The organism is Streptosporangium minutum, from assembly GCF_002149035.1.
GTDB lineage: Bacteria > Actinomycetota > Actinomycetes > Streptosporangiales > Streptosporangiaceae > Streptosporangium > Streptosporangium minutum.
Genome location: NZ_NGFP01000151.1, coordinates 1 through 22634 on the forward strand (window position 1 = coordinate 1; position 22634 = coordinate 22634).

20 protein-coding genes are annotated in these 22634 nt (G+C 69.6%); 6 read left to right on the forward strand and 14 right to left on the reverse strand.

The features are described 5' to 3' along the window. A partial coding sequence (locus CA984_RS27850) for an alpha/beta hydrolase family protein (RefSeq protein ID WP_108724627.1) occupies window positions 1-1354 on the forward strand: 1354 nt, incomplete at its 5' end. Here the strand turns inward: CA984_RS27850 and CA984_RS27855 are convergent. Next, complete coding sequence (locus tag CA984_RS27855) at window positions 1327-2283, reverse strand: alpha/beta hydrolase (RefSeq protein ID WP_086576494.1); 957 nt, start codon at window positions 2281-2283, stop codon at window positions 1327-1329. The two genes, CA984_RS27850 and CA984_RS27855, sit on opposite strands and share 28 nt — an antisense overlap. 4 nt (window positions 2284-2287) lie before the next feature. Further along, the gene (locus CA984_RS27860; RefSeq protein WP_086576495.1) at window positions 2288-3169 is read right to left on the reverse strand and encodes an enoyl-CoA hydratase-related protein; all 882 of its coding nucleotides are present in this window, start codon (window positions 3167-3169) and stop codon (window positions 2288-2290) included. 163 nt (window positions 3170-3332) lie between these two features. Between CA984_RS27860 and CA984_RS27865 the strand changes: the two genes are divergently transcribed. Then, a complete protein-coding gene (locus tag CA984_RS27865) occupies window positions 3333-4916 on the forward strand; it encodes an LCP family protein (protein ID WP_242676210.1) in 1584 nt (527 codons plus the stop codon). Window positions 4917-5099: 183 nt separating this feature from the next. Here CA984_RS27865 and CA984_RS27870 read toward each other — a convergent pair whose 3' ends face one another. Both CA984_RS27870 and CA984_RS27875 read right to left on the reverse strand, forming a co-directional pair. Next, the gene (locus CA984_RS27870; RefSeq protein ID WP_086576497.1) at window positions 5100-5300 is read right to left on the reverse strand and encodes a DUF397 domain-containing protein; all 201 of its coding nucleotides are present in this window, start codon (window positions 5298-5300) and stop codon (window positions 5100-5102) included. Then, window positions 5291-6118 (reverse strand): helix-turn-helix domain-containing protein, encoded by an 828-nt coding sequence (locus CA984_RS27875; protein WP_086576498.1) that lies wholly within the window; start codon window positions 6116-6118, stop codon window positions 5291-5293. Before CA984_RS27875 ends, CA984_RS27870 begins: the two co-directional genes overlap by 10 nt. Before the next feature lie 493 nt (window positions 6119-6611). On the opposite strand from CA984_RS27875, the gene CA984_RS27880 reads away from it, so the two are divergent. Next, a complete protein-coding gene (locus CA984_RS27880) occupies window positions 6612-7088 on the forward strand; it encodes a hypothetical protein (RefSeq protein WP_086576499.1) in 477 nt (158 codons plus the stop codon). Window positions 7089-7098: 10 nt separating this feature from the next. Here CA984_RS27880 and CA984_RS27885 read toward each other — a convergent pair whose 3' ends face one another. Then, window positions 7099-9069, reverse strand: a complete 1971-nt coding sequence (locus CA984_RS27885; protein WP_086576500.1) for a hypothetical protein — start codon at window positions 9067-9069, stop codon at window positions 7099-7101. Between the two features lie 28 nt (window positions 9070-9097). Beyond that, window positions 9098-9406 carry a hypothetical protein gene (locus CA984_RS27890; RefSeq protein WP_086576501.1) on the reverse strand — a complete coding sequence of 103 codons (309 nt, stop codon included), beginning with the start codon at window positions 9404-9406 and terminating at the stop codon, window positions 9098-9100. A gap of 210 nt (window positions 9407-9616) precedes the next feature. On the opposite strand from CA984_RS27890, the gene CA984_RS27895 reads away from it, so the two are divergent. Further along, window positions 9617-9913: a hypothetical protein gene (locus tag CA984_RS27895; protein WP_086576502.1), complete on the forward strand. Its 297-nt coding sequence runs from the start codon at window positions 9617-9619 to the stop codon at window positions 9911-9913. A gap of 123 nt (window positions 9914-10036) precedes the next feature. On the opposite strand, the gene CA984_RS27900 is transcribed toward CA984_RS27895, so the two are convergent. From CA984_RS27900 to CA984_RS27910, 3 genes are all read right to left on the reverse strand, one after another. After that, window positions 10037-11041, reverse strand: a complete 1005-nt coding sequence (locus CA984_RS27900; RefSeq protein ID WP_086576503.1) for an enolase C-terminal domain-like protein — start codon at window positions 11039-11041, stop codon at window positions 10037-10039. Window positions 11042-11242: 201 nt separating this feature from the next. Next, a complete protein-coding gene (locus tag CA984_RS27905) occupies window positions 11243-12595 on the reverse strand; it encodes an MFS transporter (protein ID WP_242676211.1) in 1353 nt (450 codons plus the stop codon). Window positions 12596-12643: 48 nt separating this feature from the next. After that, window positions 12644-13381 (reverse strand): TetR/AcrR family transcriptional regulator, encoded by a 738-nt coding sequence (locus tag CA984_RS27910; RefSeq protein WP_086576505.1) that lies wholly within the window; start codon window positions 13379-13381, stop codon window positions 12644-12646. Between the two features lie 156 nt (window positions 13382-13537). On the opposite strand from CA984_RS27910, the gene CA984_RS27915 reads away from it, so the two are divergent. Beyond that, entirely contained in the window at window positions 13538-14992 is a 1455-nt protein-coding gene (locus CA984_RS27915; protein ID WP_086576506.1) for an MFS transporter, read from the forward strand. A 62-nt stretch (window positions 14993-15054) separates the two neighbouring features. On the opposite strand, the gene CA984_RS27920 is transcribed toward CA984_RS27915, so the two are convergent. Next, on the reverse strand, window positions 15055-15900 hold the full coding sequence (locus tag CA984_RS27920; protein WP_165781440.1) for a formyl transferase: 846 nt from the start codon (window positions 15898-15900) through the stop codon (window positions 15055-15057). Beyond that, entirely contained in the window at window positions 15897-16871 is a 975-nt protein-coding gene (locus tag CA984_RS44970) for a polysaccharide deacetylase family protein (protein ID WP_165781441.1), read from the reverse strand. The genes CA984_RS27920 and CA984_RS44970 overlap by 4 nt, the downstream gene beginning before the upstream one ends. A gap of 308 nt (window positions 16872-17179) precedes the next feature. Here CA984_RS44970 and CA984_RS27925 point away from each other — a divergent pair, with 308 nt between their 5' ends. Beyond that, window positions 17180-18334 carry an alkaline phosphatase PhoX gene (locus CA984_RS27925; protein WP_086576508.1) on the forward strand — a complete coding sequence of 385 codons (1155 nt, stop codon included), beginning with the start codon at window positions 17180-17182 and terminating at the stop codon, window positions 18332-18334. Window positions 18335-18413: 79 nt separating this feature from the next. Here CA984_RS27925 and CA984_RS27930 read toward each other — a convergent pair whose 3' ends face one another. The 3 genes from CA984_RS27930 to CA984_RS27940 all read right to left on the reverse strand — a co-directional run. Continuing rightward, window positions 18414-18905: a hypothetical protein gene (locus tag CA984_RS27930; protein WP_086576509.1), complete on the reverse strand. Its 492-nt coding sequence runs from the start codon at window positions 18903-18905 to the stop codon at window positions 18414-18416. Window positions 18906-19466: 561 nt separating this feature from the next. Continuing rightward, entirely contained in the window at window positions 19467-20624 is a 1158-nt protein-coding gene (locus tag CA984_RS27935; protein WP_086576510.1) for a VWA domain-containing protein, read from the reverse strand. After that, window positions 20624-22634: DUF5682 family protein (locus CA984_RS27940; protein ID WP_086576511.1), on the reverse strand; the 2011-nt coding region annotated here is incomplete at its 5' end. The genes CA984_RS27935 and CA984_RS27940, both read right to left, overlap by 1 nt.

The following is a 22634-nucleotide window of genomic DNA, read 5'->3' on the forward strand; positions in this document are numbered from 1 at the left end:
GATCTGCGCGGCCGAGGTCCGCCCCATCGCCTCGACCGCGCAGATCGTCACGCAGGACATCACCGTCGACGTCGGGGACACCACCCTCGAGGCCACGATCCGCGCGCCCCTCACCCCCGGCAAGCACCCCGCCCTGGTCTTCGTGCAGGGGGCCGGGCCCGGCGTGCGGGGCGAGTTCACCACGCAGGCGGAGCTGCTGGCCAGGGCGGGCATCGTCACCCTCGTCTACGACAAGCGGACCGTGCGCTACGACTTCCGCAACCGCGACTTCGACCTGCTCGCCGACGACGCGCTGCGGGTCCTGGCGCGCCTGCGCACGCGCGCCGACGTCGACCCGGCGCGTACCGGGCTCTGGGGGGTGAGCGAGGGCAGCTGGGTGGTCCCGATCGCGGCCGCCAAGAGCGACGCGGTGGGGTTCGCCGTGCTGGTCTCGGCGCCCAACGTCTCGCCCATGCGGCAGGTCACCTGGGCCATGGGCGAGCAGCTCGACCGGCTGCACGCGCCCAGCGGGGTGCGCGAGCTGGTCACCAGGGCGATGAGCGCGGTCCACATGAACTTCCTGCGCTACGACGGCCTGCCCGCGCTGCGCGGGATCCGGCAGCCGGTCCTGGCCCTGTACGGCACGCGCGACCCGTCGATCCCGTTCGTGGAGAGCAGCCGGGCGCTCACCCGCGCGCTCGCCGAGGGCGGCAACGCCGACTACACGATCCGCTACCTCGACGGCGCCGACCACGGCATGCGCATCCACGGCGGGCCGTTCGCGCCCGGTTACCTGGAGACGCTGTCCAACTGGGTCAAGGGCCTGCCGGGCACGGCCAGGCCGCCGGTGCACATCGCGGGCGCCACCCCGGTCCAGCGCTACGAGGCCAGCGAGGTCCCCGCCGCTCCGTGGTACGCCGGGGGCGCGGTCCTGGGGTTCACGCTCTGCCTGGCCGCCGTCGGATACGTGGTCGGCCCGGTGGCCGAGATGGTCGTACGGCTGCGCGGCCGGCAGCTGCCCGCCGAGGCCAACGCCCTGATCTGGCCGCCCATCCGGCGCAGGTTCCGCCGGATGGCCTGGACCGGGCTCGGGCTGCTGGTGTCGGTGCTGGCGTTCATCACGCTGCTGGTGCTGTTCTCGGTCAACCAGGCCGGGGCCTGGCCGGCGGTGCTCGCCGGATGGCTGGTCATCCGGATCCTGGCGGTGCTCATGCTGCTGCAGGAGGTCACCTCCGTGGCGGCGGTCGTCTCGGGGCTGCGCGAGGGGTGGCAGCCCAGCCGCCCCCAGCGCGCCGCGATCGCCGGTGTGCTTGGGAGCACCGGCCTGCTGCTGGTCGCGGCGGCCTACTACAGCCTCTTCGCGTTCCCGTGGTAGCAGTTGAGCCAGCGGTCCATCTCGGCGAACACCACCTCGCGGGCGGGTTCGGGTGACAGCACCAGGTCGTGCATGCCGCCCGGCACCCGGACGCACGTCACGTGGGGGCCGATCCTGGTCGCCCAGTGCGCGATCTGCCCGGGGTCGAGCACGACGTCGGCCCCCTGGGCCTCCGGTGCGAAGTCGCGCAGCTGCAGCCCCTTCTCCGCGCAGAGCACCAGGGTCGGGACGTCGGCCCGGAGGCCGCCGTGCAGGCGCCGCTGGGCTCGGCGGATCGCGGCCAGCCAGGCGGCGTGCACCGCGAACCCGCCGATCGGCTTCCACTCCAGGTCGAAGTCCCACTCGCCGTGGTGGTCGCGGTGCAGGCTCGTGCCGTAGGCGGTGGCCGGCCCGAGGGGCAGGACGGCGCGTGGCGACATCCTGGACATCGGCCCCTTGAGCAGGTCGGCGGCGACCCGCAGGGGTGAGGGGACGTTGAGGTCGAGGAAGGGGCTGTTGAGCACCAGGCTCTGGATCAGCCCCCGGCCGCGGACCCGGTCGGCCCAGAGGGCGGCGATCAGGCCGCCGGTGGAGTGGCCGTTGAGGATCACCTCGTCGTGGCCGTCCTCCTCGCGGATGACCCGGACCGCCTCGTCGATCTCCGGGAAGTACTCGGTGAGGCTGCGCACGAAGCCCCGGGTCTGGTGCGGCAGCAGCGAGCGGCCGTACTTGCGCAGGTCCAGACCGTAGAAGTCGATGCCCTGGGCGACGAAGTGGTCGGCCAGATGGGTCTGGAAGAAGTAGTCGGTGAACCCGTGGAGGTAGAGCACCGCCCTGCCGGTGGGCTCGGGGGCGCGCCGCCGTACCAGCGAGGCGACCACCGCTCCCTCGTAGTCGTCGGCCATGGGCAGGACCGTGAGCTCGTAGTCGGGACCGAGAACGTCAGGCATGCGGTCAGGGTAGTTCGTAGGGGTTGGCGGGCCACGAGGGGACCGTGTCCGGAAGATCCTCGCTGACCTTCATCGGGAACCTCGCCGGGCGCTTCTCCAGGAAGGCCGTGACGCCCTCGGCCGCGTCGGGGGCGGCGCCGAGGGCGTTCATGAGGTGGGAGTCGGCGCGGTGGGCCTCCCAGGGGGAGGCGGCCGACAGGCCTGACCACATGAGCCGCCGGATGGCGGCGACCGAGACCGCCGAGGTGTTGTCGGCGATCTCACGGGCCAGCGCGTAGGCGGCCGGGAGCAGCTCGTCCGGGGCGTGGACCTTTGAGACCAGCCGGCCTTCGAGGGCTTCGGAGGCGGGGAAGACCCGGCCGGTGGCGGCCCACTCCATGGCCTGGGCGATGCCGACGATCCGGGGCAGGAACCAGCTGGAGGCCGCCTCGGTCACGATGCCGCGCCGGGCGAAGACGAAGCCGAACCTGGCCGTGTCGGAGGCGAGCCTGATGTCCATCGGGAGCGTCATCGTCACCCCGACGCCCACGGCGGGGCCGTTGATCGCGCCGATGACCGGTTTGAGCGAGCGGGCGATGCGGAGCGCGACCGTGCCGCCGCCGTCGCGGGGCGAGCCGTCGACGGTGTCCTCGCCGCCGTACATCTCCTCGGTCCTGTGGTGGTTGAAGGTGTCGCCACCGCCGCCGAGGTCCGCTCCGGCGCAGAAGGCCCGGCCCCGGCCGGTGACCACCACCGCGCGCACCCCGTCGTCGGCGTCGGCCCTGTCGAAGGCGTCGATCAGCTCGCCGCGCATGACGTAGGTGAAGGCGTTGAGGCGGTGGGGGCGGTTCAGCGTGACGGTGGCGACCCCGTCGGCCACGCCGTACTCGATCTCGGTAAAAGACATGACCGAACCTTATTCCAGTAGAAATGTGACAATAAAGCCGGATTGCTTCTCATACTGTTCACTCATTCGCCGCCCGCAGGCTCCGATCCTCGTCCTACCATCTCCGGTGCAGCGCTCAAGCCATCACCGGTGCAGCGCTCAAGCGCGGAGGAATCGGGGGCAGGTGCGAGACAGATCAAGGCCGTCCGGGGTCGGCACGGTCATCGGGTGGACGGCCCTGTCCGTCGTCGCGCCGGGAGCCGCGCATCTGCGCGCCGGATGGCGCAGGACCGGCCTGGCGCTGCTGTCCGTCCACGCCGTACTGCTGCTGGGACTGCTGTGGGTCGGGCTCACCTCCGACCTCGCCGACTTCGCCGGCCTCGCCGGGCAGCTGGCCGCGTCGTCCTGGCTGACCGCCGTCACCGTGGCCTCCGTCGCGCTCGGCGTCGCCTGGTTCGCGCTGGTCGTGCACTCGTTCATGGTGCTGAACCCGGGCACGCTCCCCGGAGCCGGCCAGGCGATCACCGGGACCCTCGCGGGCGCGCTCGCGGTGGCCGTGCTGCTGCCCTTCGGCCTGGTCGGGCAGTACGCCGCGGTCTCGCAGTCGGCGCTGGACAAGGTCTTCAACGCCCCGGCCGCGCCGCTGCCCCCGGACGGCTCGACCGGTGCGGGAGACCCGTGGTCGGGCCGGGACCGGGTGAACATCCTGCTGCTCGGCGGCGACGCCGACACCCATCGGGTGGGCGTGCGGACCGACAGCATCAACGTGGCCAGCATCGACGTCGAGACCGGCAACACCGTGCTGCTGAGCCTGCCGCGCAACCTGGAGAACGTGCGCTTCGTCCCGGGCTCGCCGATGGCCAGGCGCTTCCCCGACGGCTTCCGGCTGCCCGCCAACCCGGACGGCTCGCGCGAGGACCTGCTCTTCGCGGTCTGGGAGTACGCCGACGCCCACCCGGAGATCTTCGGCGGCCGCAAGGGCCAGGGCACCCGGACACTCGTGGAGACGATCGGCCACACCCTGGGGCTGAAGATCGACTGGTACGCCCTGGTGAACATGTGGGGCTTCGCCCGCCTGATCGACGCGATCGGGGGCGTCCGGCTGACCGTGCCGCAGGACGTGGTCTTCGGCAAGTACAACGAGGGCCTGGTCAAGGCGGGCACCCGCAAGCTCCGCGGGGCCGACGCGATGTGGTTCGCCCGCTCGCGCACCAACAGCGATGACTTCACCCGGATGGGACGCCAGCGCTGCGTGCTGGGCGCCCTGCTCACCCAGGCCGACCCGGCGACCGTGCTGTCCCGGTTCAACCAGATCGCGCTGGCCACCAAGGAGCTCCTGCGGACCGACATCCCGCGTCCGATGCTGGAGCATTTGGTGCCGCTGGCCGTGAAGGTGAAGGGCGCCAAGGTGACCAGCGTGCAGTTCGTGCCACCGCTGATCAACACCGGCTACCCCGACTGGGTCAAGATCCGCACCGTCACCGCCAAGGCCATCCGCGCCTCAGCAGCTCCCGCTGCCCCACGCCGCCACCTCGCCGCCACCACCCGGCCCACGGCTCCAACCGCCACTCCCGGCCCCGGCTCGGACGGCCCCACGTCCGCCACGCCGAGCCCCGGTTCCGGCGCCACGCCCGGTTCTGGTTCCGGTGCCCGCACCACCTCCGCTCCCGGGGCCCGCGCCACCTCCGCCGCCACACCCGGTCCGCAGTCAAGCGCCGGGACGACGGACTCGGCCGAGCCCAAGGGAATCACCGACGGTTGCGCCTGATCCGGCCCCGCCACACGGCGAGCGTTCTCGATGACACCCGGCAGCGGAGAATCTCGGGGTGAGATCAGGAGTCGAGGCGGACGAGTGTCTCGCCGACGTTGACCGAGGGTACGACGCTGCGCTGGTCGCGGCCAGGACCGGCCTCCTGGTTAGGACGGACGGTTTCTCCTAGCCGAGACCAAATCAGCGGTCGAACTCGCCGGTCTTGACGCCGCCGATGAACGCTCCCCACTCGGCTGGGGTGAAGAGCAGCTTGGGACCGTCAGGGTTCTTGCTGTCGCGGACCGCGACCACCCCCGGCAGATTGGCGGCGACCTCGACGCACTGGCCGCCATTCCCGCCGGAACGCGATGACTTCCGCCATACGGCGGCGCTCAGGTCCATTCGCGCCTCACATCCTCGATCATTTTGAGGGACATGTGCTCAGGATAGGCCCAGAGCCGGATCGCCTCATAGCGCTTCCAAATCGCAGTCACGGAATCGAGATCCGTCGTGACTTGCCCTTCCGCCGAGGAGTCCACGTGAATGGCGTCCGGTCGTCCATCCGAAAGTTCAGCGATCATGAAGGCGCCCATCAGACCTGTCAGGCATTCGGGGCTGACCAACTGAATGGAGACAGTCGGCCTCTGAGCGATCTCCAGCAGGTGACCGAGTTGTCCGTTCATCACCTCGGTTCCACCGACCTTACGGCGTAGCACGCCCTCGTCAATGAGTATGCGAAGCGCAAAGGGTTTGCCCCGGTCAAGGATTCCCTGCCGCTGCATACGCGTTTGGACCCGCTCCTCCACCTCCCCAGGAGTGATCTCAGGCTCCTGGCTGAAGATCTGTCGAGCATAGGACTCTGTCTGGAGAAGGCCTGGCACCAGAAGGGGATCCCAGGAACGCAGGACAAGGGCGGTGGGTTCGATCTCCTCGGCCCAGTCACGGAACCAGACCGGGCCACCGGGCTGAGCGATGATGCGCTGGTAGAGCCGCGTGAAGGAGACGCCGCCAGCCGCACTGAAGAGCCGGTCCAGCCTCTCGGCGTCGGACTTCGACGGGGTCCGGGTGGCCTTCTCCAGGCGGCACACCTGGGTCTGGGTGCAGCCGAGGCGGGAGGCCACGGCGGTCTGCGAGAGCTGCGCGGCCTCCCGCAGACGGCGCATCTCCGCACCGAACCGCACACGAGGGGATCCGGGGTCGAGAGACGGCGCACCATCCATCACATTTCCTCTCGAATTAGAAAAAACGGACTTAATAACCGGCCGGCGACGCCTAACTCGATCTGGATAGACCAACGACTGTCATTATCTGCTCTACCCTGGATTGTCGATCCGATAGCCGACCAACCACCGGTAAGTCATTCTAGACACAGAAATTCTCTCCGCGGCAGCACGAGAAATAAAGCAGTTCGTCACTTTCTCCAGCAGAAGTAGACCAGGCCGCACATGGATGCGACTGCGCTCTTTAACACCCGGATCATAAACATCTGAAAGAGTCCAGAAGGGGAAATCATGACGACAGACGAGCCGTCGGCCGGACGAATCGCGACTCTGGCCCATGACGACAAGGCCGTCTTGAGGTCGAGAGGCAAGGCCTGCCATCGCCTCAAAGATGGCCATCACCGACAAACGGATGCGGGAAGGGTGTGGCGGAAGCGTGCCGAGTGGGCGAAGATTGGTACGTCCCGGAATCCGTCACCCCCGGAGGTACTGAATGCGCGTCGCCCGCCTACTGGCCATCGGCATAGCGCTGGTGATGGTGACATCGGGTTGCACTTCCGAGCCTTCACTGAAGGAGGCAGCGGCGGAGTTGCAGAAGGATACACAGCGACTGGAGACCAACGACGTCTTCAAGAACCCGCTCAAGAAGCTGCGCATCCTGCAGCGCCCAGACAAGGACATCCGCTGCGACAAGGACAAATTCAGGCGAGTACTACGAGCCACCGCCGATTATGAACGCATCAACGAACCATTGGACTCTCACCTAGGCAGAGCCCAAGCACTGATGGAGAACGTCCTCGTCCAGGACTTCGGATACAAGTTGGAGTATGACTTCAGCCAGATGGATACCAATGAAGGGCGATTCATCCACGGCACGAAGAAGGATCTAGGTATCACAGTGACCGTGTATGTGGCCCCTGAGGCTCCCACCTGGCGACTGGACGCGATGACTCCGTGCCTGCCGACGTGAGAAAGACGAATCAGTTCCAGACTCTTAACTGCTCTTTGGCTTGATCACTGGCCTGAAATTTTGAGGCATCTTCGATCTTGGTATCCAAATTATTGTTACTGTCCATCCAGTGTTCATAGGGCGTCAGTTTCTCCCGCAGCACCTGTTCCCATTTCTTGTCCTCGCTCGCTTCCCGCTTCGCCTCTGCCAGGAGCTCGTCATAGGTCTTGAGATTGCCGGTGCTCTTGCTGATGAGTTCGGCGGGCGGCTCGCTCGCTGGATAGCCGGCCTCGTGAAGGATGTAGGCGATGTCGTACTTCTGGCGCAGGACAAAGTCCGACCGGGCTCCGGTGGCCTCCTCGACCCGTGTCTCGAAGCTGTCGGCCCAGCCGTCGAGGACGGTRCTGATGAAGTATGCCTTGGTCAGTTCCCATCCCGCTTCCTTAACCCCGCCCACGATGGGAATCCGGTCGATTCCGAGGGCAAGAGTGTTTTTAGTGATGTCACGGATCAGATCGTCGGTGGCGTCCTGCTCCCCACGCACATCTAATGTCGCCTTGAACTCTACGCTGGCGAGATCGCCGAACATCCTCGCTGTGTCCTCGAAGTATCTGGTCCCGCCTTGCGCGTCCAGCCGCGCTGCTGCCGTCAGCGTGTCATAGCGGAATTGGGCTGCGGTCACATCGAAGTCGTCGGTGAGCTGCTTGTCCCCGACAAAGGTCTTGAGGAAGCGATGAGTGTCACCTGGGCTGAGGTAGAACGCCGGGGTCACCCCGGGAAGGGCGATCCAGTTCTCCGGAACCCCCATCCCGGATGCCCGGTCCACGGCTTTGTCGAAGCGGGCACCCGAGGCCAGCTCGTGGATGTAGGACTTCGCGATGGTGACCATGGAGTCCTTGGCGACCATCGGCAGGCCATCACCGAAGGACCCCACGGCCTTGATCGCGTCCAGGGCGAAGGCGGCGGCAACCGGGCTGTGCTGACCGGGGTTCTCGGTCGTGGCCTCGGTGCCCGCCTCCAGCACCCGCCCGAAGGCGTCGGCCACCTCGTCCCCGGTGCCCGCGCTCTTGGCGTAGTCGAGGAACCGCTTCATCTTCTCGGTCTGGCTCAGCTTGACGTCGGCTCCGCCCAGCTTGGCGAACACGTCCCGCGCGGCCGTACCGTCTCCGGCGAGCACCTCCAGCCCCAGCGCGACCACATCGGAGGGCAGGCCGTACGCCTTTATCTCGGTGGGTCCGGCGGCACGCCAGTCCTGCCGGGGCTTCTTCACGAAGTCGTCCAGGACCAAGGCGCGAGATGCCGCGCTGCGGACGCTGGAGGGGGCGTTCGCACCCCTGAGCAGTGCGAGCCGGTTCCACGCGGCGACCTTGCTGCCGGCCGGTTTGACCAGGTCGTTTCTGACCTTGGCGAACGCCGGGACGAGGGCGGGGGCGCGCAAGGCCGCCCCGAGGGCCGCGCTGAAGGCGGCCAGGTCCTTCTTGGCGGTCTTGCTGCCGGTGCTCGCGATGAGACTTGGCAGACTGTCGCGGACCTTCGGGGACAGCAGGGCGAAGAAGGCGGCGGCGGCCTGGGGATTCTCCGCCAGTTTGGCGACCTTGTCAGCATGGTTGTGGATGATCTCGCCCTGGAGCTCGCCGTCGAAGTTGACGAAGATGTCGTTGCCGTACATGTTCGCCAGGCCCTGGGCGGTCTCGAAGTCCTCCAGCTCGTCGGGCAGGCGCACCAGCGACGACCGGTCGCCTCCGCTGCCCAGCTCAGGGGCGCCCTTGCCCAGGGCGTTGATCAGGTCGATCCGGCCGTGGAGCATGGAGACCTGCGTGCCGCCCCAGTCGGCGATGTCGGCGATCTCCCGCAGGGCGGGGGTGCTGATCCCGTGCTGGCGGAGCTTTCCCTCGAACTCCTGGCTGTACGCGGTCAGCCGGTCGGCCGCGCCGCTCAGGGAGGTGGCGAGCTGTCCCATCCCCTCGGGATCGATGCCGCAGAACTCGGCGGTGGGTGCCATGGAGCGTTCCCCCTCACGGTCACGACGGTCATGTGCGCCCGGCCATCTCCCGGCGCGCGGCGTTCGCCTGGGACTCGGTCACCAGCGGAGGAGTGCGGCGCAGCTCCTCCTCGATCGCGTCGACCACACGCTGCGCGAGCCGTCCCAGCCGCTGGTGCCGGTCTTCCAGCTCGGTGGTCCATTTGTCTGCCGTCGGCCCCGTCCAGACCTTCCCCGACCGCATCGCTCCGGAGGCGCGCTGGTAGGCCTGCCGTACCTCGTGAGCCCTGTCCTCGGCCTCCACCAGGAGGCGCTGCAGCTCCGCGTGCCGGGGATTGGGCACCATCGGCTCGGCCACGCCGCCCCCGTCCTCTCCAGGACCCCGCGATGAAAGAAAAAAATTAATACCACAGTAGGTATAGATCGTCTATGCCGACAAGGCCGGAACACCGCCGGCAGCACGTTTCTACCGCTGGATCCATAACCACGAGAGCGGACGGGTCCGATATTTCGGTCATTCCATCTCATGCCGAAACGACTACTCGGTCCGACAGCATCGGAGTAACGGATGTCGCTGTTCGAAGAGCACATCGACGAGATAGAAATCGCCGCGAAAACCGCGTCATGGGTGTGTTTCATCGCCATTTTCGCGATGGTCTCCACCGGCCATGCGAGCACGCCCCTGGCCATCGCGGTCCTCATCATCTGGGTGTCCCGCATCACCCTGTACCAGATCAATGAGACCCGGGCGCGCTGGGACGCGGAGGCCGTCGAAGAGGGGGAGCTCCGTCGCGAGCAGCAGCGCGCGAACCGTGAACGAGAGCTGCGCCTCCAGATCCAGCGGCTACAGCGGCCGGACCGTTGACCACCCGTCGCCGCCCCGATCATCCCTCCGTCCCCTGCCGGGAGCCGGGGCTTCGATCATGACCTTCGCCGTGTTCCCTGACGCCGGCGAGGGCGCCCGCCGCCGAGACGTCACCGGAGGTGCTCAGGTGGCGTAGGACTCCTTGGCGAGCCGGCGGACGCGGTCCACGTCGACCGTGTGGCCGAGGCCCGGCTGGGTGAGCGGTACGGCCACGACGCCGCCGGTGGCGCCGACCGGCGGGGTGACGATCTGCGCGCTGCGCGGGGGCTCGGCCACGTCACAGGGCAGGTCGCAGCCGGGCAGGCTGGCCGCGGCGACCGTGGCAGCGCGGGCCAGGCCGGTGCCCTGGCCTCCGGCGCAGGCGATCTCCCAGCCCGCCGCCACGGCGTGGTCGTGCGCCCGCCGTACCTCGCGCAGTGAGCCCAGAGCGGCGGGGCGCAGCAGCAGCGCCCGGCCCGCGTTGACGAGGATCGCCTCGTCGAGCTCGGCCAGCGAGGACACCTCCAGCAGGACCGGGGCGGCGACGCGTTCCTGCAGTTCGGCATGGTCGGCGAGGTTGGCGAACGGGCGCTCGATGGACGAGAGCGTGTAGGCGTCCAGCGCCTCGAGGGCGCCGATGTCGGTGTAGGCGCCGCGGGCGTCCACGCCGATGCCCAGCACCGGGTAGGCCTGGCGGACGGCGCGCAGCGGCTCGATGTCCCAGCCGGGGTGGACGTCCAGGGTGATGTGGGCGTATCCGGCACAGACATGGCGGTTCACCCGCGCGACCAGGCTCTCCAGGTTGCGCTCGGCGCCGATCCTGACGGTGGCCATCAGTGAGGTACGGCTGCCGCCCAGCGCGTGGGAGAGCGGCACGCCGCGCATCCTGGCCCACAGATCCCAGCAGGCCATGTCGGCGGCGGGGCCGCCGGGGACGGCTCCCAGCTCGTCGGGGTGCTCCCAGTCGACGCCGATCAGCGCCCGGCCGAGCCCCTCCTCCAGGAATGCCCAGGTCTTCGGGTCGGCGTCGACGACCTCTCCCCACCCGGCCATGCCCCCGTAGTCGGTGAGCCGGACGAGGATGCTCTCCGGCCGCCTGCCGTACGGCAGGACCAGACGGAATACCTCAAGCTCACGTACGCGTGGCATGGACCCCCCTCGATCTCTGCTCGGGAAAACGCGAATCCCGCCCGAGGGCGGGACTCACCCCTCAACACGGAGAAGGGCGGCGTTCTTCCCATAGTGTCACGGGGAGTCAGGCCCTGAGCCGGCCCAGCGTCACGGGGGTCAGGTCCTCAATCGGCCCAGCGTCACGGGGGTCAGGTCCCGAACCGGCCCAGCGCCACGGGGTCAGGTCCTGAATCGGCCCGCGACCAGCACACCCGTGCTCGCCAGGAGCGCGGTCAGCGCGAAGCACACCAGGTAGACCGGCCCGGCGGCGCCGAAGGCGGCGACGATCGCGCCGACGACGGCGACCGCGACCACGGTGAAGACCGACTCCCCGATCCCCATCGAGGCGCTGTTCTCGCCCTCCTCGCCCGGGCGCGAAAGCTCCAGGACGAGCACCGACAGCGTCGGGTAGACGATCCCGATGCCGAATCCGAGCACGGCCTCGCCGATGAAGGCCAGGGCCACGGGGACGGCGGTGAAGACGGTCAGGGCCATCAGCACGAGACCCGCTGCGATCATGGCGGGGCCGGTCCGCAGGACCTTGACCCGGTCGTAGCGCTTGCGTCCGACGACCCACGAGCCGAGCGACCAGGCGAGCGCGCCGCCGGTGAGCACCATTCCGGCCTGGGTGGTCGACAGGCCGCGCTCGTCGGTGAGCATGAGCGGCAGGAAGACCTCGCCGCCGAAGACGGTGCCGGCGGCGATCCCGCGCAGGGTGATCACCGAGGGCAGGCCGCGGGCGGCGCGCAGCGTGCCGGGCGGCAGCAGCCGGGGCAGCGTGAGGACGAGGAGGAGCAGGCCGACGACCAGCAGGATCAGCCCGGCGCCACGTGCCGCCCCGCCGTACTGCATGAGCGCGGCGCCCACGGCCGCCAGCACCGCCCAGCCCAGCCGCCGCAGGATGGGGCTGCGCTCGCTCACCTCGGAGTGGTCGTCCATCGGCGCGGAGGACAGGCCGCGCCACAGCAGCAGCGCCGCGGGGACGACGAGCAGCGGCACACCCAGGAAGACCCAGCGCCAGCCGAGCTGCTCCGTCACGACACCGGTGATCGCCGGTCCGACCATGGACGGCACCACCCAGGCTCCGGCGAAGACGGAGAAGACCTTGGGGTGCACGGCCGGCGGGTAGACTCGTGAGACCAGCACGTACATCGAGACCTGGAAGATCCCGCCGCCGAAGCCCTGCACGAACCGGCCCAGGATGAACACGTCCATGGTGGGCGCCAGGCCCGCGATCAGCAGTCCCGCGACGAAGGCGCCGACACCCGCCCAGAGCGGGCCGACCGGCCCCCGGATGTCGGCCCAGCGCCCGCCCAGCACGGTGGCGATCATCCCTGCGGCCAGCGCCCCGCTGAAGGCCAGGGCATACAGCGCGAGCCCGTCGAGCTCGCGCCCCACGACCGGCATCGCGGTCGCCACCGCGAGCGCCTCGAAGGCCACCAGGACGATCAACGCGACCATGCCCACCGTCAGCGCGCGGTAGCGCTGGGCGAATATCCCCTCAACCGGGGCCAAAACCGTCGTAGCAGTCATGATCGAACAGTACGGCCGCCGCCCCACGCCGGGCATCGGCCCCGGAGGTCAGCCCTTGGTCGTAGGACCCGCCGCCTCGACGTGGGAGGCCAGGCCGCGCAGGAGCAGGTCCAGGCCGAACTCGAACCGCTCGGTGCCGCCGGCCTCCATCAGGTTGTCGATCTGGGCGACGAGGTTGGGGAAGCGGTCGACGGGCAGGCTGCGGTAGAACTCCTCGATCTGCCCGAAGAACTCCCCCATGAAGCTCTCCAGATCGCTGCCGCTGGCGCGCTGCCTGTTGAGGTAGAGGGAGCCCTCGTAGGCGTCGGAGCAGACGTAGAGGCCGAGGCGGTCGATCATCAGGGCCGCGACCTTGGGCGGCACCCCTCCGGCGAGCATGATGGCCAGCTGGGCGTCGGCTATCCGCAGCGCGTTGGGCCCGGTCGGGATGGTGGCCAGCCCGACCTTGGCGATGTCGGCATAGGCCCGGAACACCCGGGACGCCTCCATGATCAGCTCCCTGAGCTGCTCCAGCCAGCGCTCCGGCTCGGGCTCGGGCACCTGGATCTCACCCATGACCTCGTCGTAGATCAGGTCGAGCAGCTCCTCCTTGTTCTCCACGTGGGCGTAGAGGGAGGCGGGGCCGGTGCCGAGCTCCTGGGCGACCCGGCGCATGCTGACCGCGTCAAGCCCTTCGGCGTCGAGGATCCGCAAGCCGGCGGCGACGATGAGATCCCTGCTCAGGACGGCTCGGGGAGCGTTCGTCCTGCGGGTCTTGCGCCACGGCGGAGCCGGGATGTCGGTCATCGGCCGATCCTATACCGCTCTGGGCCTCTTTCACGAACACCGTACCAACTACGAACGCCGTACTTGACTCGAACGATGTTCGCCATTAAAACGATGTTCGTAGAGGACGAACGGCGTTCGCCGAACGCCTCCCCTCCCTCGGATCGGAGCCCCCCGATGACTCATGCGATCGACACCGGACCACCCGCCACCGCCGGGCCGTACCGGTGGCGATGGATCGCCCTGGGCGTGATCCTCGCCGCCGAGGCGATGGACCTGCTCGACTCGATGGTCACCACCATCGCGGCGCCGTCCATCCAGGCCGACCTGGGCGGCCCGTCGAGCATGATCCAGTGGCTCAGCGCCGGATACACCCTGGCGATGGCCGTCGGCCTCGTCACCGGCGGCCGCCTCGGCGACCTCTACGGCCGCAGGCGCATGTTCGCCGTCGGCGCGCTCGGGTTCACCCTGTGCTCGCTGCTGTGCGGGCTGGCCGCCTCCCCCGAGACGCTGATCGGCTCGCGGGTGCTGCAGGGCCTGTTCGGCGCGGTGATGGTGCCCCAGGGGCTCGGCATGATCAAGGAGATGTTCCCGCCCGGGGAGCTGGCCGCCGCGTTCGGCGCGTTCGGCCCGATCATGGCCCTGTCCACGGTGGCCGGACCGGTCCTCGCGGGCTGGCTGATCGACGCCGACCTCTTCGGCACCGGCTGGCGCATGATCTTCCTGATCAACCTGCCGATCGGCCTGATCTGCCTCCTCGGCGCGATCCGCTACCTGCCCGGGTCGAAGCCCCCGCACGCCTCACGGCTGGACCTGACCGGGACGGGACTGGTCTCGGCCGCCTCGTTCCTGCTGATCTTCCCGCTGGTCCAGGGCCGCGACCTCGACTGGCCCGCCTGGACCTTCGCCTCGATGGCCGCCTCGATCGTGATCTTCATCTTCTTCGGTCGTCACCAGTCCCGCAAGGAGCGCGCGGGCGGCGCCCCGCTGGTCGTGATGAGCCTGTTCCGCAAGCGCGCCTTCAGCGGGGGCCTGGTCACCGGCCTCGCCTTCTTCTCCGGGATGATCGGCTTCTCGCTGGTGTTCGGCCTCTACACCCAGATCGCCCTGGGCTACGACCCGCTGAAGGCGGGTCTCGCCGGTCTGCCGAACGCCGTCGGCGCGCTGGCCGGGTTCATCGTCGTCAACGCCTCGGGGCTGGCCCGGAAGGTGGGCCGCAAGCTGATCCACCTGGGCACGGTCGTCATGGCGGCGGGCGTCGCCGGGGTCGGCGTCACCCTCGGCCTCGCCGGGATGGGCGTCACCCCGTGGCAGCTCGCCCCCGCCCTGGCCGTCACCGGCGTCGGGATGAGCATGGTCATGGCCCCCTTCTTCGACATCGTGCTGGCCGGGGTGGAGCCCCACGAGTCCGGCTCGGCCTCCGGCACCCTGACCGCCGTCCAGCAGCTCGGCGGCGCGCTGGGGGTGGCCGCCATCGGCACGGTCTTCTTCGGCCTGCTCAGACAGGGCTGGAGCTTCGAGGACACGATGCGGCTGACGATCTGGATCGAGGTCGGCCTGCTCGCCGTCACCTTCCTGACCGCCTTCCTGCTCCCGCTCCGCGCCCGGCCCGAGGAGGAGGCCGCCCACTGAAAGCGCCGCGGGGGACGAGCGGCGCTCCGGGAGCCGCCTGCCCCACCGCGCGTTCACCGGACCTACGGCCGGGAGGTCGCCGCGGACGAGCGCGGCGAGCCGGATACGCCGGGCGCCGGCATGTCGTCCCGCGACCCGGCCCGTCGCCGTAGCGCTCGCATCATGCGCAGGAAGCGCACATATTGGAGAGGCGTGGGCGTATACCACTGCCTACTCCCGATATCGGAGCGTTGATATGGTCGCGGCTGACCGATTGTCACCGCGCGGACGGCGTCCGCCATCGCGTCGAGAGCGCCCAGATACTGTTTTACGGGAAGCGTGCGATAGGTGTCCGTGAACGGGTCGACGGGGACGGCGACCTGCGCGAGAATCCCACCCGTGTCGACACCGGCGTCGATCAGATGAATCGTCGTCCCGACCAGTTCGGGGTTGCCTTCGTAGATCGCCCAGAAACCGCCGTGCACGCCTCTGTACCTCGGGGTGATCCCGACGTGAATGTTGACGAACGCGGGGGCGAGATCGAGAATCCGCGTGGCGATGATGCCCGTGCCCGAGACCATGACCGCCGAGGGCCGCGCGTCCCGCAAGAGAGCGGCGACCTCCTGGCCGTTGACCGAATCGACCTCCAATACCTTGAGACGCCCGTCGGGAGGGCGCACATCCCAACCGGCGAGCAGTTCATCGATCCGGACACGTGATCGCGGTTTTATCACCAGGCGGTCGTAGCAGATGAACGCCAGTTGCGCTCCGACGGGCAGCGGCCCGAATTTACGCAGGCGGTGACGGAGCAGCTTTTTCTGCTGCGACTCCTCGAAGACCACTGCCGCCACGTCGAACCGTGCCGCCAGATGGTTTATCAAAAGATAGGACTGCCGGCTGCGGCAGGCCAAAATGATTATGGGGTTCACGGCCGCCCCTCGGTCTCCAAGGCGGACTCGCCCGCGCCCCGCAGAACGAGGTCGGCGGCCTGACCCATCGTCATGACGGCGATCTCTCCCCTGTCGCGACGCTCGGACATGTCGCGCAGGATCCGCTCCAGTGTCTGAAACATCTGGCCACCGCCCCCCAGATTGAAAGGGTGGAACCAGAGGTGGTAGAGCTCTCCTCGCCGGGTCGCGCGGTCAAGGGCCAGCCGGGCCTGCCTGATCCGGGACGCGGGCGGAATCAGCTTCCGCATCCCGTTGTCTCCCATGAGGAATTGGGACGCGGGGAGATTGACCAGCCTGTCACCCTCACGGAGCCGGCGCAGGTCGTAGGTCGGGGAGGCCACTCCGAGGGCCCGGTCCACGAAATGGAGGACTCCGTGGTGGCTGCCGTACCAGCTCTGCTCGACACCTCGGTAGGCGATTATCCCGAAATCGGAAAGAATGTCGGTGTATGCCACCTGGTTGCGCGGGTAGACGATGGAGCGCATGGTGATCCCATGCCGCATGCTCATCTGTGCGGCCGCCTCGAGCTCCTGCCGCCACAGCTCTTCGGTGGTCGACACATCATGCGCGCAGACGTGACTGAAAGTGTGGGTGCCGACCTCATGGCGGACGCGCGCGCTGTCGATCCATTCGAGAAGGCGGGGGGCGTAGTACCACCGTTCCGGAGTCCGCCCTCCTTCCCGCCGCTCTTCCGGAGCCATCAGAAGTTGCCCGACAAGAGCCCATGTCGCGGGGATCTGATATTCATCCAAAAGGCTGATAAGACGGCGGATGATTATCGGCTCGTCGTCCAATACCCTGGAATAACGCGGCAGATCCTGGGCGTCGATTCCCCAGGCGAGCTCCGTGTCAATAGAGAGGATGCATAATCCCGGCATGCCGGTGACACTATCAAGCGGCTGATCCTTTTCGGTCGAACGAAAGTTCGGTGCAATCTTGGTTTGAGTCAAGATACAGCCATGTCCGATCATGATCCGCCGGGCGGCGTTTCGGGTCGATTGTCGTCGGGGCGGATTCGGCTGTGGCATCGTTCTCCGCCGACATGCCGGCCCGGTGGACACCCGGCTCCGGCTCGGCCTTCGCTACCCTGCCTGCCGTCCAACGTCTCGGCCCGCACAGCCGTACCGGTGTGGCGCGCAATCACTACGGGCAGGACATTTCCCGTTAAGCACGCATACAGGCAGGTGTTTGCTGACACTTCTAGCCTTGGGCCGATCGGGGGAACGGTCCTGTTGATCCCCATGTGGGAGGTTCATCGATGGAACGCCGTACATTCCTTCGCGCCTCGGCGCTCGGTGCGAGCACCCTGGCCTTCACCGGAAGCCTGTGGCAGGACGCCCTCGCGGCTCCGGCCCAGAACGCCCCGGGGCCCTACGGGGCCCTGCTGGCCGCCGACGGCAACGGCATCCGGCTTCCGGCCGGGTTCACCAGCCGGGTGATCGCCCGGTCCGGGCAGCTGGTCCCCGGCACCTCCCACACCTGGCACAGCGCGCCCGACGGCGGCGCCTGCTTCGCCGACGGCGGCGGCTGGATCTACGTGTCCAACTCCGAGGTCAATCCCGGCGGCGGTGCCTCGGCGATCCGTTTCGACTCCTCCGGCGGCGTCGTCTCCGCGGACTCGATCCTGTCGGGCACCCGGCAGAACTGCGCCGGGGGCGCGACGCCGTGGAACACCTGGCTGTCGTGCGAGGAGGTCAGCCTCGGCTACGTCTACGAGACCTACCCCTTCGGCGGACCGGCGGTGCGGCGCCCGGCCCTGGGCCGCTTCAAGCACGAGGCGGCGGCCGCCGACCCGGTCCGCAAGGTGATCTACCTGACCGAGGACGAGACCGACGGCCGGTTCTACCGGTTCGTCCCGGCGACCTGGGGCGACCTGTCGTCCGGCACGCTGCAGGCGCTCGTCGCGGGCTCGGCCACTTCCGGCACCTTCACCTGGGCCGACGTACCGGACCCCGACGGCTCCCCGACCGTGACCCGGAGCCAGGTCTCCGGCTCGAAGTCCTTCAACGGCGGCGAGGGCTGCCACTACGCCGGCGACACCGTCTGGTTCACCACCAAGGGCGACAACCGGGTCTGGCAGGTCGACGTCGCCGCGGGAACCTACGAGCTCGCCTACGACGACAGCCTCGTCAGCCCGGGAACGGCGCCGCTGACCGGCGTGGACAACCTCACCGGCTCGGCCTTCGGGGACCTCTACGTCGCCGAGGACGGCGGCAATATGGAGATCTGCCTGATCACTCCGGACGACAGGATCTCCCCGTTCCTGCGGATCAACGGCCAGGGCTCCTCGGAGATCACCGGCCCCGCCTTCAACCCCGCCGGCGACCGCCTCTACTTCTCCTCCCAGCGCGGCACCTCCGGTTCCTCCTCCGGCGGGATCACCTACTGCGTGACCGGCCCGTTCCGCACCTGACGAGCGGCCCGGCAGCACGGGTTCACCGGCCTGTACGGCCGGGGCGGGTGAACCCGGACGTGATCCGCGGCCCCGCCGGTCAGAGGCCGAGTGCCGCGCGGACGACCTCCCGGTCCTTCTCCTTCTCCAGCTCCGACAGCTGCCGATACGGCAGCTTCTGCTCGGCAGGGGCCCATTCGCCGTTCCGTCTGAGCCACGCCTTGTGCACTTCCTCGCTGGCCTCCTCCATGAATTTCTCGCTTCTCAGATCCGCCCCTCGCTTCTCACCGTCGCGCAGCAATCTGACCGCCACGTCCGCAGAGTCCCTGTTCTCCTTCTGCCAGTCGCGCGGCAGGCGCTTGTAGTCGGTGTTGGCGAGGTCGACCTGGTCTGTGCCGTTCTTTCTCGCCCAGGCCTTGTCCGTGGTCGTCTTGATCCGGGGCTCGTAGCCTCCGCCGTTCAGCCGGCGCGGAGCACGCCACAGGTCGTGCAGACGGCCGGCCACGGTATCGACCCGCCTGGCCCGGGGAGTCCTCAAGAGGCTTCTGAAGATGCGCCCGATGCTGCCCAGGGCGTTGCGGAGCATGACCATGATCGGCTCCGTGGTCCTTCAGTGAACTGCGCGTACTCATCCGCCGATGTCGGGAAGCCGCGTCCGGAGGAGTATCGGCCGTCGGCGTCGATCGTCACCTGCTCGGGCGGCATCGCGCCCCCACCTGCCTTACGGCTGCCGCAGCGTCTCGTCGAGCGTCGCGGTCAACCGGTCGAAGTCGCGGACCGCCTGGATCTCCATCAGCGAGAGTCACACAGCACCTCCGAACCCGTCGTGCGCGATCCGGGCAGATCCAACCGATCATGACCGGCCCGCCAGGAGGATACCGAGCCCGGCCCATGATGTCGATGATCATGGGGTGAGGCTCTGATCGCCTCCTGATGACAGCGCCGCGTGACGGGGACCGTCCGGACCGCCCCGCCGGCCGGACGCTCCCACCGGACGGACATCTGCGGGCACGCCCACCACCCGGACGTCCCTTCCGTTCGGGCACGCCCGCCGCCCGGCCATCTCTGCCGGACGCCCGGCCCGGCGGGGACGGCCTGCGGCCATGGCGCTCTGACAAGGACGGGCCTCCGTGCCATCCTCGTCAGAGCGGGATCATGTGGCCGTGCGCTCCAGTTCCTTCTCGGCCCACTGACCGATGTCGCGGCGCTCGATCGCCGCGGCCATCAGGGCGGGGAAGGCGTCGGGGGTGCAGGCGAAGGCGGGCACCCCCATGGCCGCCAGGGCGGCGGCGTTGTCGCGGTCGTAGAAGGGAGCTCCCTCGTCCGACAGCGCGAGCAGCACGATGACCTGGACTCCGGCCGCGGTCATCTGGGCGACCCTGCGGAGCATCTCCTGCCGGACCCCGCCCTCGTAGAGGTCGCTGATCAGGATGAAGATCGAGTCGGTGGGCCGGGTGATGAGCCCCTGGCTGTAGGCGATGGCCCGGTTGATGTCGGTGCCGCCGCCGAGCTGGGTGCCGAACAGCAGCTCCACCGGGTCGTGGAGCTGGTCGGTGAGGTCGACGACCGCGGTGTCGAAGACCACCAGCGACGTCCTGAGCGAGCGCATCGAGGCGAGCACCGCGCCGAAGACGCTGGAATAGACGACGGAGGCGGCCATCGACCCGCTCTGGTCGATGCAGAGCACGACCTCGCGCTGTACGGCCCGCTGCCGCCGGCCGTACCCGACCAGCCTCGACGGCACCACGGTGTTCCGCTCGGGCAGGTAGTTCTTCAGGTTGGCCCGGATCGTGCGGTCCCAATCGATGTCGGCGACCCGCTTGGGCCGGTGGGTGCGCGCCGACCGGTCGAGCGCGCCGGTGACGGCCGCCTTCGTCTTCTGCACGAGCCGCCGCTCCAGCTCGGAGACGACCTTGCGGACCAGCGCGCGGGCCGACTCGCGGGCCTTCTCCGGCATCACCCGGTTGAGCGACAGCAGCGTGCCGACCATGTGGACGTCGGGCTCGACCGCCTCCAGCATCTCCGGCTCCAGCAGCAGCCGGGTCAGGTTCAGCCGCTCGACGGCGTCCTTCTGCATGACCTGGACGACGGTCGAGGGGAAGTAGGACCGGATGTCGCCCAGCCAGCGCGCCACCCGGGGCGCGGAGGCGCCCAGGCCGCCGCTCCGCTCGCCCGCCCCCTCGCCGTCACCGCCGTTGTAGAGCGCGGCCAGGGCTCCGTCCATCTGGGCGTCGGTCCCGCCGAGAGCGCATCCCGTGCCGTCGGCGTCGCCGCCGAGCACCAGCCGCCAGCGGCGCAGTCTGTCGTCCATCACTCGGCCTCCGTCTTCCCCAGGATCATCAGCACGGTCCGCACGGCCGCCGCCGCCCGCTCCTCGTCGAGCTCCGCGACGTCCTCCCCGCCCGGGACCGCCCCGGTCGTGAGCAAGCGGACCCGCGAGCCGATCGAGCGCCGCTCCGGCGCGGCGAAGGCGCCGAACGTCCGGCGGAGCAGGGGCAGCACGTCCACGAACGTCTCCGGGGCGAGCCCGGTGAGCCATCCGTCGATCAGAGCGAGCAGCCGGGCGTCGTGGACGAGCAGCAGGCCGCCGCCCGACAGGAATCCCTCGATCCAGGCCGCCGCCCGGGCCGGTGGGTGCCCGGCCGACATGGCCCGCGACATCCGCGGGCCCACCTGTTCGGCGTCGAGGTCACCGGCGTCCAGCAGGATCCTGGTGAGCCGGCCCTCGATCAGGCCGTGCAGGTCGGAGCGGCCCGACGCGCCGCGCAGCGTGGCCAGCCAGCGGGCCTGGGGCGCTTCCGTGCCGGAGGCCCCGTCGAGCAGGGCCACCGCGGCGTGCACCCCGTCGATGTGGCGCAGCAGGTCGCGGGCGGCGTCGTCGTCCAGCCCGGTGACCGCTCCGCCCAGCCCGACGCAGACCCTGGTGAGCAGGGCGTCGACGATGGAGGCCAGGCCGGTGGCGGGGGTGCCGCGCACGTCGCCGTAGCGCTGCGCGCGGACCATCGCGGGCAGCGCCGCCATCAGGTGCGTGACGTCGCTGTCGAGTGCGGCCCGCGCCGACAGCGCGTCGAGCACGTACGGCAGCGCGTCCGGCAGGTCCGCGAGCAGGCACCTCTCCACCAGCCCGGTGAGGCCGGCCAGCGAGACTCCCGCGGACGCGGCGGGTCCGCCTCCGGGGCCCGGGCCGGCGGCCCCCTGCGGCGCGGCCGGGCCGGACGGCCGTCCTCCGTCCGCGAGATCGCGGACGCGGGCACCGGCCGCCGCGGGGACCGTGGTGCCCCAGGCGCTCGCCTCGATCAGCTCGATGTCGAACTCGGGACGCCAGGCGAGCGTCCACGACTCGCGAAAGGTGCCCTTGCTCCGGCTCTCCTGGGGCGTGCCCCACTCCACGCCGAGCAGCCGCAGCCGGTGCAGCAGCCTGCTGCGCTCCAGGTCGAGGGGCTTGCGCAGGTCGAGATCGTGCTCGCGGTCCAGGGCCTCGGGCCTGAGCTTCAGCCGCCGCTGCTCCTCGCGGAGGTGGCGCTGGAGGGGGACCATCGGGGTCGCGTCGGGGACGTGGCCGAGCCGCTCCCCCACGACCATGCGCCGCTGGATCAGCTCCACCGGCAGGTCGTCGCCCTCGCACAGCACGGCCCTGGCCGCCTCGGTGACCTCCGCCAGCCCGGCCAGCGGCCGTCCCCGGAGCACGGCCAGGCTCTGCGTGAGCCGTACCGCCTCGATGACGTGCGCCGAGGAGACCGGCAGGTCCTCCTCGCGCAGCACCCCCGCGGCGGCGGTCAGCCACCGCTCCACCGGACGGTCAGCGGAGGCGAACAGGTGGTGGTACCAGCCGGGTGATGTCACCCCCGCGCCGTATCCGCTCCAGGCGGCCAGCCGCCCGTAGGTCCACGGCACCCAGGTCATCTCGGCCTTGACCTTGGGCAGCCCGCGCAGCAGCGCGTCGTCGGCCTTCACCGTGGGCAGCCCGGCGCCCCAGGCGGCGCCCTCCCGCGACGGCCCGGCCAGCGCGGGCACGTGCCACGCGCCGCAGACGACGGCGATCCGCTCGAACCCGTCCTTGACCGCCCTGCGGATGGTGCGCCGCATGAAGGCCTCCCGCCGGGCCTCGTAGGCGTCGGCCACGTGCCCCTCGCGGACCGCCGCCATCGCCTCGGCGATCACCTGGAACGGCGTGTCCCCGCGGTGCTCGACCACGTCCTCCCACCAGCGCTCCGGATCGTCGTACCCGGCGGCGCGGGCGAGCGTCCCGATCGGATCGGTCCGTACGGCCGGCACCCCGGCGTCCGGGCCCTGCCCGTCTCGCGGCCCGGCGGCCGACGGC